This window comes from Lewinellaceae bacterium (genome assembly GCA_020636135.1).
Lineage (GTDB): Bacteria > Bacteroidota > Bacteroidia > Chitinophagales > Saprospiraceae > JAGQXC01.
Map to the genome: position 1 here is coordinate 536477 of JACJYK010000003.1, position 15975 is coordinate 552451.

The 15975-nt window shown below is 48.3% G+C and carries 17 protein-coding genes; 10 read left to right on the forward strand and 7 right to left on the reverse strand.

Annotation, left to right across the window (positions count from 1 at the left end):
• Positions 1 to 77: 77 nt before the first annotated feature.
• The 4 genes from H6570_21515 (at position 78) to H6570_21530 (ending at position 4201) form a co-directional block, all read left to right on the forward strand.
• Positions 78 to 986 carry a pseudouridine-5'-phosphate glycosidase gene (locus H6570_21515; protein ID MCB9321874.1) on the forward strand — a complete coding sequence of 303 codons (909 nt, stop codon included), beginning with the start codon at positions 78 to 80 and terminating at the stop codon, positions 984 to 986.
• Between the two features lie 132 nt (positions 987 to 1118).
• Positions 1119 to 2588 (forward strand): DASS family sodium-coupled anion symporter, encoded by a 1470-nt coding sequence (locus H6570_21520; protein MCB9321875.1) that lies wholly within the window; start codon positions 1119 to 1121, stop codon positions 2586 to 2588.
• A 21-nt stretch (positions 2589 to 2609) separates the two neighbouring features.
• On the forward strand, positions 2610 to 2852 hold the full coding sequence (locus H6570_21525; protein ID MCB9321876.1) for a hypothetical protein: 243 nt from the start codon (positions 2610 to 2612) through the stop codon (positions 2850 to 2852).
• Positions 2853 to 2983: 131 nt separating this feature from the next.
• Entirely contained in the window at positions 2984 to 4201 is a 1218-nt protein-coding gene (locus H6570_21530; GenBank protein ID MCB9321877.1) for a hypothetical protein, read from the forward strand.
• An 89-nt stretch (positions 4202 to 4290) separates the two neighbouring features.
• Here the strand turns inward: H6570_21530 and H6570_21535 are convergent, their stop codons facing one another.
• The 4 genes from H6570_21535 to H6570_21550 form a co-directional block, all read right to left on the reverse strand.
• Positions 4291 to 5442, reverse strand: coding sequence for an aminotransferase class I/II-fold pyridoxal phosphate-dependent enzyme (locus H6570_21535; protein ID MCB9321878.1), 1152 nt, complete (start codon positions 5440 to 5442; stop codon positions 4291 to 4293).
• Complete coding sequence (locus H6570_21540) at positions 5439 to 5699, reverse strand: 4a-hydroxytetrahydrobiopterin dehydratase (GenBank protein ID MCB9321879.1); 261 nt, start codon at positions 5697 to 5699, stop codon at positions 5439 to 5441. Before H6570_21540 ends, H6570_21535 begins: the two co-directional genes overlap by 4 nt.
• A gap of 16 nt (positions 5700 to 5715) precedes the next feature.
• Positions 5716 to 6774: a M42 family metallopeptidase gene (locus tag H6570_21545; protein ID MCB9321880.1), complete on the reverse strand. Its 1059-nt coding sequence runs from the start codon at positions 6772 to 6774 to the stop codon at positions 5716 to 5718.
• A gap of 61 nt (positions 6775 to 6835) precedes the next feature.
• Positions 6836 to 7030: a hypothetical protein gene (locus H6570_21550; GenBank protein MCB9321881.1), complete on the reverse strand. Its 195-nt coding sequence runs from the start codon at positions 7028 to 7030 to the stop codon at positions 6836 to 6838.
• Between the two features lie 13 nt (positions 7031 to 7043).
• Between H6570_21550 and H6570_21555 the strand changes: the two genes are divergently transcribed.
• Positions 7044 to 8516, forward strand: a complete 1473-nt coding sequence (locus H6570_21555) for an oligosaccharide flippase family protein (protein MCB9321882.1) — start codon at positions 7044 to 7046, stop codon at positions 8514 to 8516.
• A gap of 44 nt (positions 8517 to 8560) precedes the next feature.
• On the opposite strand, the gene apaG is transcribed toward H6570_21555, so the two are convergent.
• From apaG to H6570_21570, 3 genes are read right to left on the reverse strand one after another with little or no spacing between them, the layout of a single operon-like run.
• Entirely contained in the window at positions 8561 to 8947 is a 387-nt protein-coding gene (apaG, locus tag H6570_21560; GenBank protein ID MCB9321883.1) for a Co2+/Mg2+ efflux protein ApaG, read from the reverse strand.
• Positions 8925 to 9524 carry a guanylate kinase gene (gmk, locus tag H6570_21565; GenBank protein ID MCB9321884.1) on the reverse strand — a complete coding sequence of 200 codons (600 nt, stop codon included), beginning with the start codon at positions 9522 to 9524 and terminating at the stop codon, positions 8925 to 8927. The genes apaG and gmk overlap by 23 nt, the downstream gene beginning before the upstream one ends.
• Positions 9524 to 10396: a YicC family protein gene (locus H6570_21570; GenBank protein ID MCB9321885.1), complete on the reverse strand. Its 873-nt coding sequence runs from the start codon at positions 10394 to 10396 to the stop codon at positions 9524 to 9526. Before H6570_21570 ends, gmk begins: the two co-directional genes overlap by 1 nt.
• Positions 10397 to 10621: 225 nt before the next feature.
• Between H6570_21570 and H6570_21575 the strand changes: the two genes are divergently transcribed.
• The 5 genes from H6570_21575 to recO all read left to right on the forward strand — a co-directional run bounded on the left by H6570_21575 (position 10622) and on the right by recO (position 15963).
• Positions 10622 to 10948, forward strand: coding sequence for an integration host factor subunit beta (locus tag H6570_21575; GenBank protein MCB9321886.1), 327 nt, complete (start codon positions 10622 to 10624; stop codon positions 10946 to 10948).
• A 3-nt stretch (positions 10949 to 10951) separates the two neighbouring features.
• On the forward strand, positions 10952 to 11737 hold the full coding sequence (locus H6570_21580) for a tetratricopeptide repeat protein (protein MCB9321887.1): 786 nt from the start codon (positions 10952 to 10954) through the stop codon (positions 11735 to 11737).
• A gap of 310 nt (positions 11738 to 12047) precedes the next feature.
• Complete coding sequence (locus H6570_21585; GenBank protein ID MCB9321888.1) at positions 12048 to 13598, forward strand: Rne/Rng family ribonuclease; 1551 nt, start codon at positions 12048 to 12050, stop codon at positions 13596 to 13598.
• Between the two features lie 14 nt (positions 13599 to 13612).
• Positions 13613 to 14695, forward strand: a complete 1083-nt coding sequence (locus H6570_21590; GenBank protein MCB9321889.1) for a glycosyltransferase — start codon at positions 13613 to 13615, stop codon at positions 14693 to 14695.
• Between the two features lie 542 nt (positions 14696 to 15237).
• Complete coding sequence (recO, locus tag H6570_21595) at positions 15238 to 15963, forward strand: DNA repair protein RecO (protein ID MCB9321890.1); 726 nt, start codon at positions 15238 to 15240, stop codon at positions 15961 to 15963.
• Positions 15964 to 15975: the final 12 nt, after the last annotated feature.

Genomic DNA, 15975 nt, shown 5'->3' on the forward strand with positions numbered 1-15975 from the left:
AATTTACTCCTGGAGTAAATATTATTGGTTATGGCTGATTCATTCAGAGCGGCTCCGGCTGTGATCTGTCTTTTCTGATGTATTTTACAATCATGAATATCAAAATTGACCTTCCATCAAGTCTTCCACCGGTTGCCCTCGAGTCGACACTTTTATGTCATGGGCTCCCCTGGCCGGCCAATTATGAACTGGCACTTGAGATCAACAGCATCCTTGCTGAAGAAGGAGCCACTCCAGCAGTAGTCGCTCTCATCGATGGCCTGGTGCGAGTGGGACTGAGCGACACTGAACTGGAAAACCTGTGCCGCGAAGGAAGTAAAGCAGTAAAGGTAGCGGCGCGCGACATGCCCTATGTACTGGCTACCAGGCATCTTGGGGCAACGACTGTTTCGGCGACCATGTGGGCGGCAGCAAAGGCGGGGATCCGGCTCTTTGCCACGGGCGGTATAGGTGGTGTGCATCGCGATGGAGAGAATAGTATGGATATCTCTGCCGACCTGGTCGAATTGGCGCGCACGCCGGTGGCGGTAGTGAGTTCTGGCGCCAAATCGATCCTGGACCTGTGCCGCACCCTGGAATACCTGGAGACGATGGGCGTTCCGGTAGTTGGCTACCGCACGGACACCTTTCCGGCCTTTTATGTACCGCATTCACCCTATGCATTGTCCTGTCGCATAAATGATGCAAAACTGCTGGCAGCGGTGATCCGACAACAGGACAGTTTAGGTTTACCATCCGGCATGCTGATAGCCAACCCGATCCCTGCCGGATACGCCATCCCGGCAGTAACCATGGAGACCTGGATCGAAGAGGCCCTGGAAGCAGCGGCTGCGGACCGGATCACCGGTAAAGCGGTCACCCCCTATTTATTGGCCTATCTGCACCGTATTTCCCAGGGTAAAACGGTGGAGGCGAACAAAGCGCTGGTTTTGGACAATGTCCGGCTGGCAGCCAGGATAGCAAAACATTATGCGACGCTGCATTAAACCATTATACCCGGATAACTAGGATAATATGGATATGAATCGGGAAACCATTTGGTCGTATCATCCACATTCAACATTCAAAATTAAACCCTCAGCCTTTTTATTTTCCCCCTTTTTCCTAGCTTTAAGTCTATGAAATTTGGCGCCTCAACCATCGGTTTGATCCTCGGTCCACTCCTGTTTATTTTGGTCCTCACCAATTTTCACCCGGAAGGATTGTCCGAAGCGGGGGTAGCGGTCCTGGCTTGTACCCTGTGGGTCGCCGTCTGGTGGATCACGGAGGCAATACCCATTGCGGTTACCTCCCTGTTGCCGATCGTGCTCTTTCCGCTCACCGGAGCGCTGGATCTGAAAGCAACTTCCACCTCCTTTGGGCATCCCTATGTCTTTTTGTATATGGGCGGTTTTTTTATCGCCATCGCCATCGAAAAGTGGAACTTGCATCGCCGCATCGCCCTCAATATCATCCGGATGATCGGGACCAATACCACCCGCATCATCCTGGGATTCATGCTGGCCACGGCTTTCCTCTCGATGTGGATTTCCAATACCGCCACTGCGGTCATGATGTTGCCGATCGGTATGGCCATCATCGCCCAGCTGAAAGACAACCCGGAGACTTCCGAGGATGAAAATGCCATCTTCGGCAAGGCACTGATGCTATCGGTGGCTTATTCGGCTTCCATCGGCGGCATCGCCACACTGATCGGGACGCCTCCCAACCTGGTTCTGGCCGGCGTACTAAAGAATATGTACGGGGTGGAACTCACTTTTGCCACCTGGCTTAAATTCGGATTGCCGATCTCGATTCTGATGCTGCTGATCTGCTGGATCTACCTGACCCGGTTTGCCTTCACTTTCCGCGATAAATCGTTTCCCGGCGGCCGTGAGGAGATCCGCCGGCAATTGAAGCGTCTGGGCAAAATAAGCTATGAAGAGAAAAGCGTGCTGGCTGTTTTCCTGGTTACTGCATTTGCGTGGATCACCCGCTCGTTTTTATTGACCCGGTTTTTACCTGGTCTAGACGACACGATCATCGCCATTGCAGCAGCAGTGGTACTCTTTTTATTACCTAATAAGGACCGTAGTCGCAGTATACTACGATGGGAAGAAGCGGTAAAATTACCCTGGGGCATCATTTTGCTCTTTGGTAGCGGTATGGCCATTGCAGAAGGGTTTACATCCACCGGTCTGGCGGAATGGATAGGCAACCATTTGACACTGCTGCATGGCATAGCCATGCTGATTTTGGTGCTGATCCTGATCGCTGCCGTCAATTTCCTGACAGAGATCACCTCCAATCTGGCGACCACAGCCATGCTCCTGCCCATCCTGGCCCCCATGGCTTTAAGTATCGACGTGCATCCCTATATTCTGATGGTGTCAGCGACCGTTGCGGCATCCTGTGCTTTCATGTTGCCGGTGGCTACGCCACCCAATGCGGTCGTCTTTGGTTCCGGTTATTTGCGGATTCCGGATATGGTGCGTACCGGTATCTGGATGAATATTTTATCCATCGTATTGCTAACGATCATTGTATATTTCTTTCTTCCCTTGTTATGGGGATTTGACCCGGGGACATTCCCTGAAGCATGGAAGTAGACGATAATAAATCATGTAGCTATGAATACCATCTGGTTTAAAAGAACGGAAATCTTTTTTGTACCAGTCTCTCTGATGGGGTGGCTGCTTTTATCCGGCGCACTGGCTTATGCAGTTTATATATTTATCGCGATTGACCGCAGGTCTCATTCGGTAAGCGACACGCTGATGAATTTCGCCTTTAACCTGTTACTGATAGGCGCGGTGTATGTCCTGGTTGCCTTTTTTACCAGTAAGAAAAAACAGGCATCCTCTGGCGATTAATCATAGTTTTTTTTGCAGTGCAATTAAATTAAAGATCCTCCGTTTTGAGATGTATGCAATATCTCAGAACGCTCATCCTCTTTTATATTTTCTTTCTGGCCTACTCAAATCAGGCAGCTATAGCTTGCAGTATGTATAAAATTACTGTTGACGGTAAGACTATGGTTGGCTGTAATGAAGATGCATGGAGAACCACTTCCAGCATATGGTTTGAAAAAGCAAAAAATAATCAGGCTTACGGCGCGGCATTTACCGGTTCCAGAAGGGTAGGGCAAAACCGCATGGCCCCCCAATCCGGGATGAACGAAGCTGGATTGGTTTTCTCCAGATTGGCGTCTTATTATCCCCGTCAGGAGGAACAAAATAGAGGTAAAAAAGCAATTGTCAATGAAGTGGATTATCTATCCGGTATCCTGCATCAATGCAAAACAATAGATGAGGTTAAGCACTTTATCGAACAATACGACCACAGCTTCTTTATTGACGATGTATTTATTTACGTGGACCAATCTGGAAAATATTTGGTGGTAGAGCCCTATAATTTGATTGAAGGAGATAATCCGTCTTATGTTTTGTCCAATTTCTGTCCCTCGATCACTGGCCTTGAAAAAGCAAGAAACCTCACCCGGTACCGCAATGGTGACGATTTTTTGAAAGTTCATTACCCTGATACAACGTTAGCTTTTTGTACCGCTCTGTCCGACACCATGCATGTTTGCAGAAAGCGCAATGGTGACGGCACATTGCTTACTTCTATCTGGGATAATAGGCATGGTCTGGTAAATATTTATTTTTACCACAATTACGATACTACGGTACAATTTAATTTATCGCAGGAGTTGGCCAAAGGTGACCATATGTTGCAAGTGGCTGAATTATTCCCCGTCAACGCGGAATTTGAGCGATTAAAAACCTATAAAACTCCTTACAACACCCCGTTCTTGCGGGTTATGTTGGTGTTGTTGGCGGGTGCCCTATTAACTTTCACATTACTATTGCTGTTGTTTTATTTCATGAAGTCAGAAAGCCACAGATTGGATAAAATATATTTATTCAGCGCAGTGCTTAATGTAATTTTAATCTGGTATTTATTTATCCTGGCTACTAATGTCAATGTGTATTATTTTGATGCACCTTACAAACATTACAGTTCGCTGCTGATAAACATGTCATCTTATATTCCATATTTATTTTTGATCGCTTTAATTCCACTGATGGTTTATAGTTTGCGACTGATAAAAGCGACAAAGAATAAACGCTGGATCAAGGGCGCACTTGTATTAAACAATTTAATTTACCTGACGTTAATCGCCGGGTTTGCTTATTGGGGCTTGACTTCCTTATCCTGAATTATGCGGGCCGTAATTAATGATCCTCTGAGAAACTCAGTGTGTTCTCTCCAGTCTTCCTTTAGCGGATAATCGTATTGGAATCCCAGCTATCCGAGGGCGTGTAGCCGTCGTCCTGCTTCCAGCAGGGTCTCCGCCTTTTTGGCAAAACAGAATCGTACCAGGCGCAGATCATTTGGTGCAGTATAAAATGCAGACATTGGGATGGTTGCAATGCCATAGTTCTCCATCAGCCAAAGAACAAATTCTTCATCCGGGAGGTCACTTATGGCACTATAGTCGGCAACCATGAAATAGGTGCCCTGCGTAGGTATCACCCTAAAAGGAGTTGGAGCAAGCTGCTCCATCAGCAAGTCCCGCTTCTTTTCGAAGAAGGGTGCCAGCTGCTTAAAGGGATGGTGCTTGGCGACATATTTTGCTATGCCGGCCTGAGCCGGATGGTTGACCACGAAGACGGTAAACTGATGTACCTGCCTGAAGCGAGCGGTGAGGGTTTCGGTGGCAACAACATAACCGATCTTCCACCCGGTGACATGGAGGCTTTTTCCAAACGAAAAACAGGTCAGGCAACGGTCACGAAGCCCCTCATAAGCCAGTGCAGTCAAATGGCGGGCACCATCGTAAACCAGATGTTCATACACCTCATCACTGATCACCCATAAGTCATGTTGTTGGGCGATCTTTTCCAGCTCGCGGTAGTCCTCGTCGGTCCATACATATCCGGAAGGATTATGCGGAGAGTTGATGATGATACCCCGGCTGCGAGGGGTGATGGCAGCCCGGATCTGGTCCCAGTCCAGAGATCCAAAGGGAGGCTCAAGGACAATGGGTACCGGAACGCCGAGATGAGTAAGGATTGCCGGACGGTATGAATCAAATACCGGTTCGAAGAAGAGAACCTCATCACCGGGATAAACCAGGGTGCTCAGTGCGGTATAAATAGCCTGGGTAGCGCCGGCGGTTATCGTAATTTCATTGTGTGGATCGTAATTCACCCCATAGGTGGTATGCAGATGATCATGGATGACTTGCAGCAGTTCCGGAACCCCTGCCAGCGGAGCATACTGGTTAGCACCCTCAAGCATGGCCTGATGCGTGAGATGAAGGAGGTCTTCGTCCGGCATAAAGTCAGGAAAGCCCTGGGAGAGATTGATGGCACCAAGTTCCTTCGCCTGGCGGGAAATACGGGTAAAAATGGTGGTGCCGATCCCGGGTAATTTGGTGTCCCGCCAGTGGGTCATGATTTGTGGGCTTGTTGGTATTTCTGATATACTTTGGATATGACAGCTGCCAGTTTGCGGTCTTTCTCGGTGACGATATTTCCGGCGTCATGGGTACTAAGGTCTATAGTGACCTGATTCCAGGAGTTGCTCCAATCCGGATGGTGATTGGCTTTCTCCGCGTGGAAGGCTATTTCAGTCATAAACGAGAAGGCCTCAGCGAAGTCCACGAATGCAAATTCGGCATGCAGGCTTTTTGGTGTTTCTTTCCAGTCCATAAAATCGTTTGGTTTTTCAGTTGGTTCGTTCATCCCATCCCCATGCGAATGTAGGAAAATCCAGTAAAGCATGCTTTAACAGATCGATTGAATTCCGGACGTCCTGTTTGTGTACCATTTCAATAACCTGATGAATGTGGCGGGTAGGAATGGATATGGCTCCGGCGATGGTTCCTTTCTTGCCCATACGCTGCACGTAGGCGGTATCCGTCCCTCCGGCAGTCAGGATCTCAGGCTGCCAGGTAATGCTGTGCTTAGCGGCGGTCTCCTTCAGGTAGCGTACCATGCGGTGGTCGCAGATCACACTACCGTCCATGATCTTGATGGCGGTCCCTTTTCCCAGGGATGTGATCATCTCGTGCGGCTTGGCACCGGGAACATCAAAGGCAATGGTCGTATCCAGGTTGATCCCAAAATCGGCATCAACAGCATGTGCTGAGACCATGGCTCCCCGCAATCCTACCTCCTCCTGTACTGTGAATACGGCGGTAAGGTCATAGGGCAGAACTTGTCCCCTGAGTTCACGCAAGGCTTCGATGAGTATAAAGACCGAGATGCGGTTATCCAGGGACTTGGCATTGATACAGTCACCCATTTCGATGGTGGTGCGCTCCCGGGTGATGGGATCACCGACTTCCACATACTTGAGAACCTCTTCGCGTGACATACCCAGATCGATGAAATAATCCTGGATTTGCACCACTTTATTGCGTTCCTCAGCGGTCATCAGGTGGATGGGTTTCGAGCCCATGACTCCGATGAGGTCTTTTTTTCCATGGACAATGACGCGCTGGGAGGTCAGCGTCTTTGGATCAAATCCACCCAACGTATGAAAACGCAGAAATCCATCTTCGTCGATGTGCGTAACGATAAAACTGATCTCATCCATATGGGCCGTGACCAGGACACTTTTTGACTCCGTGCCTTTGCGTACGGCCAGAATATTGCCCATGGCATCAATGGAATACGAGTCAACCAGATCCCGGATCTCGCGCAGGATCAAGGTACGGATCCGGTCTTCAAACCCAGGAGCGCCGGGTGTCTCACAGACCGCTTTTAAAAGTTCGATATTCATGAATGTGCGAAACTTAATGATGAACGGGGCAGGAGTACGAAGGTATTGTTTTTCACCCAATTCACGCATCCGAATTCCAGGTGATGAATGGATTGCCAATAGGAAGCTGGCGCAGAATGAGAAAGACAACAAATGGTTGATTGGTTTTTCCTTCACTGCGATCACCGCGGCAACCGGTACTTGACAGAACCAGCCCAGAAAGGCCCAGGTCATTCACAGGAAAGGATAATGGAAAGCGCTGGATTTTCAGTAACATTGCGGGCGGAATTATGGCGTTTATCAAGAAACTAGCGGGCGAGACCATTCTGTATGGGATAAGCAATATCCTGCCGCGGATATTGAACTACCTGGTCATCACCTACTACCTTACCCGTAAGTTTCCGGAAAATATTTACGCCAAGCACGGCACCTATTATGCCTTTACCGCCTTCATCCTGGTGATCTTTTCATTTCGTATGGAGACGGCATTCTTTCGCTTTGGCAATCAGAAACAGCAACGGGAATCGGCATTTGGAACGGCGCTGATCATTGTGGCGGTCATCTCGGTGTTGCTGAGCGGCCTCATATTCGGCTTTGCCCGCCCATTAGCCGACATCCTCAGTGCGAACCCGGACGAATATTACATTGTGCAATGGTTCGTCGCCATAACCCTGCTTGATGCAGTGGTGGCGGTTCCTTTTGCACGCCTCCGGCTGGAGGGCAGGCCTTTGTTTTTCGCTGCGGTCAAGGTCCTGAATGTGGTGATCAATATTGCGCTCATCTTCCTGTTTCTGGAAATGATCCCCTGGCTTGCCGACCATGGCCACCGCTTCTGGCAGGGCTGGGTGGACAAAAACCGGTTGATGGATTATGTGTTTCTGGCCAATTTACTGGCGAGTGCTGCGATTGCCCTCTTTATGATACCTTACTTTCATTTCCGTACCTGGACCTTTGACAAAGCACTGGCCCGCAAGATGATGATCTATGCTGCACCTCTGGTGGTGGTGGGCGCGGCCAGCATGGTGAATCTGTTTGCCGACCGCTTGTTGATTGCCAACTGGGTAGGATTTGACGATTCCGGGATTTACAATGGGGCGGTCAAGATCGCTATCCTGATGAATCTGTTTGCCACAGCATTTAACTATGCGGCGGAGCCCTTCTTCTTCAGCCAGTCTGATCATACGGATGCACGGACCATCTATGCACGGGTGGCTCAGGCATTCACGCTGGCTGCTTCCGTGCTGATGCTGATCATCTTGCTGTACCTGGATCAGATCCAGATCCTCATCGGACGGAATTACCGGGCTGGACTCACCATCATCCCGTATTCGCTGGTAGCTTATGTCTTTCTGGGACTGTATTACAATTTCTCCATTTGGTTTAAACTGAAGGACCGGACCGGACTGGGCGCATTGATAGGCATTGGCGGGGTCGTGGTCACTTACCTGGTCAATTACCTGACACTCAAAGTATGGCATACCGGATACATTGGATCCGCCTATGCTGCGCTGGCTTGTTTTTTGTTTATGGCATTAGCCACCTATGTGACTGGTCAGCGCAATTTCAAGATACCCTATGATCTGGGGAGGATGACTGCTTATGTGGGGGGTGGGTTGCTGATTTTTGGAGTCAGTGAGTTGCTGCGCCACTATGTCACCGGAACCCTGGTGATCTTTCTCCTGAATACTTTCCTGCTTGTATCTTATATAGCCCTGGTTTGGCTTATCGACCGGAAAAACCTGAAAGCCCTGCTCCGTTTTTAACGTACATTATGACATCCGGGTCTTAAGGAGAAAGTCCTTGTTATTTAATTAAGGATATAACTGGCGGCCAGCCGGAACTCGGGAATCTGGACTATAAAATGTTCATCGTCGTCGATATAGCGCATGGTGTAGGTGCCATACATTTTACCAACCATGGTGGATAGCGGGCACCAGGAAACGTATTGATGAAACTGGCCTTTCTCGAGGATGGGTTGTTTACCGATAACACCTTCTCCTTTCACTTCCCGGTGGTTGCCGGCGGAATCGAGGATATGCCAATGCCTTTCCAGGAGTTGAACGGTACGGGGTCCATGATTTTCGATGGTGATGCGGTAGGAGAAGACATACTGGTCAGCCAGAGGCCGCGAATATTCGACCTGGAAGAATGTTTCTACGGTTACTTTTATGTCACGCGTGATTAATGTTTCCATCTTCAGCTTTGACCTCTATAAAATCGGCTACGATCTTTTCTGCTTCCTGTAATGCTATATCTAAATGGTCGTTGAGTAAAACTACATCAAATTTTGTTTCATACGTCAATTCTTTCTTAATCCGTTCCAATCGTTTTTTCAGCGACTGCTCGTTTTCGGTTCGACGTTTTATCAACCGTTCAACCAGGATCTCGTACGATGGCGGTTTAACAAATACAGCCAGAGACTGGTCAGGATAGGCTGCTTTCAGATGTGTAGCTCCCCGGACATCAATGTCAAAAACGATGTGTTTTCCTTTGTGCCAGATGCGTTCGATCTCACGACGGAGGGTTCCATAAAACTGATCTTCATAGACTTCTTCCCACTCAACGAAGGCGCCATCGGCAATCCAGGCTCTGAATTCTTCTTTGCTTACAAAATAATAATCTTTGCCGTTCTCTTCATGTGGGCGTCGCAGACGGGTGGTGGCTGAGATGGAAAATTCCAGTTGTGGGAAGACCTGGAGCAAATGATGTACAATAGTCGATTTGCCTGCTCCGGAAGGCGCAGTGAATATGATCATTTTTCCCTGCTGCATCACATGATGTTTGCCAGTTGCTCTTTGATCTTCTCCAGTTCGTCTTTCATCTGAACGACGTAGCGCTGGATCTCGGGATGCTGGGCCTTGGCACCGAGAGTATTGATCTCGCGGCCCATTTCCTGGGTAATAAATCCCAGTTTTCTGCCTTTCAGCACCTCGTTCTGGGCGAGGACATCATGGAAATACTGGGCATGCTGGGTAAGCCGGACCTTCTCTTCGGTGAAATCCAGTTTTTCCAGATAATACAGGATCTCCTGTTCAAACCGGTTTTTATCAAACTTGACGTCGTTGATCAGGTCATTGAGATCTTTGTTGAGCCGGGTACGGATGGCCTGGATGCGGGTTTCCTCCAGAGGTTCTATTTGCTGTAACAGGGCTATGATGGCCTGTACCCGTTCCTCCATATCGATTTCCAGTGCACGGCCTTCTTCCACCATATGTTCAAGCAGCAATGAACAGGCCTGCTGGACCAAAGCGGAAACGGCTTCCCATTCTGCAGGGAGAATGTCTTCGTCAGCAACGGTTACCACGTTGGGGATGCGCATGATGGAAGGGATGAAGTCAGGGCTTTGAGCGCCTAATTCCCGGCTTATCTCGGACAGCTGGTTGTAAAATTGCCTGAACAACGGACGATTGATGGAGAAGCTCTCATCGGAACTGCCGTTAAGCAGGATGTTCATCTCAATTTTGCCACGCTGGATGCGTTCCTGGACCATCTTGCGGAGCTCAATTTCTTTTTCGCGGTAAGCAAAAGGGATTTTGACCCTCAGGTCGGGGTATTTACTATTGAGAGATTTGATTTCAACCGTGATTTCTTTGGTTCCAAAGCTGCCTTTTACCTTGGCATATCCGGTCATGGATACGATCATACATGCGTGATTTAGATGCGTGGGCCCAAAGTTAATCCAATTCCACCACAACCCTGAGCCTCTGCCGGCCAAAAACACAAGTCCTTACTATTCAAATACTTATTTCGGGCCACTTTCTATAAAAAGGTTGAGGTTTCTTTTGATAATTTTAGAATTTTACGAAATTTGCCACGCTTTTTTTTGCAACTATTCTCTTGTAACTAGTTAAAAACCAAACAAATAACGATGAGAAAAGCCGATTTAGTTACTGCCATCTCCGAGAAAACAGGTGTTCCCAAGGTGGATGTATTGGTTTCGTTGGAAACCTTTTTCAAAGAAGTGAAAGATTCCTTGTCCACCGGAGAGAACGTGTACATCAGAGGTTTCGGCTCCTTTGTCATCAAAAAGAGGGCGAAAAAAATCGGTCGCCACATCAAAAAGAACATTGCTCTGGAGATTCCGGAACACTGCATACCGGCCTTCAAACCGGCCAAAGTATTTGTTGAGCAGGTGAAAGACAATGCTCCCATCCCTCAGGATGACGATGGAAGCGATGAGGATGATGAGGATTAATCCATGACACCATTCAGGTCCAAACCGATCACGTATTACATTAGTATTGGGGTGGCTCTGGCAGCCATAGGTATCATATATTTTGGATTTGATATCAAGCCAAGCACCCAGCGAGTCGTGGAACAGTCCCGGCTTAACCAATTTGAAAGTACAAACATCAATGCGCTGTTTGATGAAGCCATGCCAAAACTGGATGAATCGTCCCGGATTTTTTTACAGAATCTGGAACGGTCCTTGCAGCCGGAAGACAGCCTGAATGCCGAAGTCTATAAACAACTGTCATCGGCCTGGTTTAACCACCAGAATTATGCGATCGCGGGGTATTACGCTCAAAAGGTAGCCGATATCGAAGCGACCGCAGAAGCCTGGGGCATTGCGGGTTCGACCTACAGCTATGGATTGCGGAATGAAGACCCGAAGATTCGCGATTTCTGTGCCAGCCGGGCATTGGATGCATTTGAGCAGGCCATCTCCCTGGATCCCACTGAGGTAGCATACCGCGTCAATCAGGCTCTGGTTTACACGGAAGTGCCACCGCAGGATAATCCGATGAAGGGCATCCTGGCGCTCAGAGAGCTGGAACAGCAATTCCCGGATAACACCACCATCCTCAGCGCTTTGGGCAAATTGGCCGTAAAGACAGGCCAGTACGATCGGGCTAAACAGCGGTTCGAGCGGGTGGTGGAGCTGAACCCGGAGACACCGGGAATTTATTGCCTGCTTGCAGATGTTTATAAAAACCTGGGTGAAGACAGCAATGCTGCCCAGGCTCAAGCGAAATGTAATTGATTAAAACATAAAAAATTTTAGACTATGCCCTGTGGTAAAAAACGTAAAAGACATAAGATTGCAACACACAAACGCAAGAAGCGTCTTCGTAAAAACAGACATAAGAAGAAGAATAGATAGTTTGTAGATCTGGTTTGTGTAGATCTGGCAAGGTCATATTCTTACTTTTAGCTGCCCGCCTAAATTATTATCGAACTCCGCCCGCCCCGTTTATCGGGGATTGATTAAGATAATGACGTAAGCACAAGATTCAATTAAGGATGAATCTTGTGCTTTCCTTGCTTGTACACGGCCATCAAATGCCGTTAAGTTGAAAAAAGAACTGATCATTGATTCTTCCAGTTCCAGCGTGGAAATTGCGCTGCTGGAAGATGGCAGACTGGTGGAGTTGCATCAACAGCGGACCAACAACAATTTTTCTGTCGGTGATGTGTTCCTGGGACGGGTGCAGAAGCTCATGCCTGGTTTGAACGCCGCATTCATCGACATTGGTCACAAACGCGATGCCTTCCTCCACTACACGGATCTTAGCCCCAAACTGCGATCCGTATTAAAATTTACCGAAGGCTCCATGAATGGAAACCTTCAGACACACCTGCTGGAGAAATTCAAGGTTGAGCCGGACATCTTCAAAGGTGGCAAGATCTCCCAGGTGCTGAAAAAGAAGCAGCCCATCCTGGTACAAATCCTCAAGGAACCCATCTCAACCAAAGGACCACGGCTTTCCTGTGAATTAACCTTGCCTGGTCGTTATATGGTGATGACCCCATTCCTCGACATGGTTGCCGTATCCAAGAAGGTGGTTAACAAAGAGGAACGCAAACGCCTCCAGACTCTGGCGGAATCCATTAAACCCAAGAACTTCGGATTGATCATTCGTACGGCAGCTATCGGTAAAGGGGTGGCTGACCTGCACGAAGAATTGCTGATGCTTCTTGATAAATGGAAGACCATCTACAGTCAGGCCTTTCACGCCAAGCCGCCGGTCAAATTATTAAGTGAACTGGACAAGACCTCTTCCATCCTTCGCGATATCCTCAACGACTCCTTTACCAAGATTGTGGTGAACTCGCGCACCATGCAGCAGCAGATCACGCAATTTATGGAAGGAGCCGCCCCCGAAAAGGTAAAGATCATCCAACTGTATAAAGGCAACCGGCCCATCTTTGATGCATTTGGCATCAACCGGCAAATCAAAGGTTCCTTTGGTAAAACATCCACCATGCCCAGTGGCGCTTATGTGGTCATCGAGCATACCGAAGCGATGCACGTGATCGATGTGAACAGCGGACCCAAACTGATCCAGGGCGATCAGGAGACTTCCGCTATCAAGGTAAACCTGGAAGCAGCACAGGAGATCGCACGACAACTGAGACTCCGGGATATCGGAGGATTGATCATTGTCGATTTCATCGATATGCGCGACCGTGACCACAAGCAGGAACTGTACAAGACCATGAAGGAATTCATGAGCTCGGACCGGGCCCAGCATACCGTGTTGCCCCTGTCAAAATTCGGTTTGATGCAGATCACCAGGCAGCGCGTACGTCCTGAACTGAAGATCAATACCGAGGAGCGTTGTCCCACCTGCAATGGCACCGGAAAAGTGCAGCCGACCATCCTGTTGCTGGAAGAGATCGAACGCGATTTGCAATTTATTCTGCAATCCCGTCCGAATATTTCGCTGAACATCCATGTACACCCGTACATAGAGGCTTATCTGAAACGGGGATTCTGGAATCAGCAGAAGAAATGGTATATGAAATACCGTAAATGGATCCGGATCAAGGTGGAGGATGAATTAAATCTTACGGACTACGCATTTTACGATGGTAACCAGGATGAGATTCGTCTGAATTAAGCTAGTTTTCCGGTATGAAACCGGACAACCCCCAAATTCTGGTCGCTCCGCTTAATTGGGGTCTGGGCCATGCTACACGGTGCATGCCCATCATCCGTACGCTGCTTGAACGAGGTTATGATGTGACGATAGCTTCTGACGGCCTTGCTCTGGAATTGCTGAAGCGGGAATTCCCGCATCTTGAAAAATGGGAATTACCGGGCTATGGCGTGCATTACCGTAAGCCGGTTCTGATCTCATTGGTCAAACAAATACCAGGGATTCAAAAAATTATTCGTCAGGAACATCAACTGCTGCTTGAAAAAGCAAGGCAAACCCCATTTCGGGCGATCATTTCAGACAACCGGTACGGGATGTGGCATCCGGATATCCCTTCGATCCTGATGACGCATCAGGTTCAACTACCCATCGGGCGCTGGACCACAAAGCTGATTAATCCCTGGTTGCGGACCTATCTGAAACCCTATCGTGAAATCTGGGTACCGGATTTTGCTCCTCCGCACCATTTGACCGGTTATATGACCGAATCCGGTGATCCCCGGATACAGCGGATTGGTCCATTGTCGCGCTTTAAACCAGACACTGTTCACCAGGATATCGATTTGCTGGTACTGCTCTCCGGGCCTGAGCCGGCAAGGACACGCTGGGAGAATCATTTCTTACAGGAAGTGGTTCGCTTGCCGTATGAGAAGATGGTGTTATTGCGTGGATTGCCCGGAGCGAACCCGGATGCCATACCTTCAACCAACAAACTGACCATTCACCCGCATCTGCCGGCTGATGCGCTGAATAATCTGATGGCGAGAAGTAAAGCCATCATCTGCCGGGCCGGCTATTCTACCATAATGGACCTGATGGTATTGGGAAAAACGGCCATCATGGTACCCACACCGGGCCAGCCGGAACAGGAATATGTGGCACACCGGCTTCATCAAAAAAATTTGGCCGTAGTCCGCCACCACGAGTTATTTCCGATCCAGGAGGCCGTGGCACAGCTGGACCGCTGCCAGCCGTGGCCTCAGGGAGAATGGACTCCCTGGGAAGACCGGTTAAAAGACTTGCTGGCAGATGAAAAAACAACTGCTGCTTCCGGATAAAGAAGCAGCAGTGCTAAAAACGGATTATGCGAGAATATTTTTCAGGGCAGAGAAAAAAGTTACCTCAAACTTTCAACCATCACAACGATGGTATCCTGAATAGGTTCATGCAGCCCGTCGATGAATGACCTGTAATACATTTTAAACATTACAGAAGATAAACGAGCAATACCTCAAAATCAAGGTGCAAAGTCCCGGGTTTAATATACATTTAACGGGTTGTGAATAGAAAACAGAGGCCGGGAGACCGTTATTGTTTTAGAATTTAATCCACATCATGTATTAGGCCCTTTAATGTTAGAACTTGCCAGGAACTCAAGTGGCTGTAAATCAATAAATTATTAATGGTTTACATTTAAGGCTGAAAGCAAATAATTCACATCTCAAGGCTGATTTTGATTCGTATAATTTCAAATTTGTTCTATTTTGAAGGTTTGAAAAATATTCTGCTACGGCACATTTCTGCTTCAATGCCGGTAGTCGGACAGGCCGCACAATAGCGCCCTGCAACGAAATTCTATTGCATCATTTGGGTTTAACGGATGTTAATTAAAACCAGAGGGATCGTTTTCAGGCAAGTCAAGTATGGTGAAAGTAGTTTCATTCTGGACATCTTCACGGAGGACCAGGGCCTTAAGTCGTTTATGGTCCATGGGGTCCGTAAAACAAAGCCTGCCGTAGCGCCTGCCCTGGTGCAGGTCATGAGTCTGGTGGAAGTGGTGGCATATGATAAACGTACGACCACACTGGCAAAGGTTAAGGAGATGAAAAGTGCCTGGCCTTTTCGTAACCTTCCGTTTTCTGTTGCCAAAAGTGCCATTGGGCAGTTTGTACTGGAAGTGACCCGTAGCGCACTTCGTGAGTCGGAAGCCCACCAGGAACTATTCGATTTTATTTTTGATGCACTGATCCTGCTGGATGAAACAGACCAGGGTTTGGCCCTGTATCCGGTGATCTATTTGCTGGAACTTGGCCGGCTTGTTGGATTTCAGATTCAACCGGCGCCGGGAGAGGGGCAATGGTATTTTGACCTTCAGGAAGGTGTATTTCTGCGTCAAGCTCCCTATCATCGCTATTACCTGGAGCCAGAGCTGAGTGCATCACTGGACCTGGTCATGCAACTGAACCTGGAGTCTTCCCATGAAATCCGTATCCCCAAGGCGACCCGTCTCGAATTGATCAAACATCTGTTGTTGTTTTATCAGTTACACCTTGATCAATTCGGTCCCATCCATTCGCATCATATTCTATCTGTTATTCTGAAATAATCGTTCACGGGC

Coding starts and splice junctions, on each gene's coding strand:
- H6570_21535 (MCB9321878.1), bottom strand. CDS start 5,442: ATGACCCACTGGCGGGACACCAAATTACCCGGGATCGGCACCACCATT.
- H6570_21550 (MCB9321881.1), bottom strand. CDS start 7,030: ATGTTACTGAAAATCCAGCGCTTTCCATTATCCTTTCCTGTGAATGAC.
- H6570_21540 (MCB9321879.1), bottom strand. CDS start 5,699: ATGGACTGGAAAGAAACACCAAAAAGCCTGCATGCCGAATTTGCATTC.
- H6570_21515 (MCB9321874.1), top strand. CDS start 78: ATGTATTTTACAATCATGAATATCAAAATTGACCTTCCATCAAGTCTT.
- gmk (MCB9321884.1), bottom strand. CDS start 9,524: ATGCAGCAGGGAAAAATGATCATATTCACTGCGCCTTCCGGAGCAGGC.
- H6570_21545 (MCB9321880.1), bottom strand. CDS start 6,774: ATGAATATCGAACTTTTAAAAGCGGTCTGTGAGACACCCGGCGCTCCT.
- apaG (MCB9321883.1), bottom strand. CDS start 8,947: ATGGAAACATTAATCACGCGTGACATAAAAGTAACCGTAGAAACATTC.
- recO (MCB9321890.1), top strand. CDS start 15,238: ATGTTAATTAAAACCAGAGGGATCGTTTTCAGGCAAGTCAAGTATGGT.
- H6570_21520 (MCB9321875.1), top strand. CDS start 1,119: ATGAAATTTGGCGCCTCAACCATCGGTTTGATCCTCGGTCCACTCCTG.
- H6570_21575 (MCB9321886.1), top strand. CDS start 10,622: ATGAGAAAAGCCGATTTAGTTACTGCCATCTCCGAGAAAACAGGTGTT.
- H6570_21580 (MCB9321887.1), top strand. CDS start 10,952: ATGACACCATTCAGGTCCAAACCGATCACGTATTACATTAGTATTGGG.
- H6570_21570 (MCB9321885.1), bottom strand. CDS start 10,396: ATGATCGTATCCATGACCGGATATGCCAAGGTAAAAGGCAGCTTTGGA.
- H6570_21530 (MCB9321877.1), top strand. CDS start 2,984: ATGTATAAAATTACTGTTGACGGTAAGACTATGGTTGGCTGTAATGAA.
- H6570_21525 (MCB9321876.1), top strand. CDS start 2,610: ATGAATACCATCTGGTTTAAAAGAACGGAAATCTTTTTTGTACCAGTC.
- H6570_21555 (MCB9321882.1), top strand. CDS start 7,044: ATGGCGTTTATCAAGAAACTAGCGGGCGAGACCATTCTGTATGGGATA.
- H6570_21590 (MCB9321889.1), top strand. CDS start 13,613: ATGAAACCGGACAACCCCCAAATTCTGGTCGCTCCGCTTAATTGGGGT.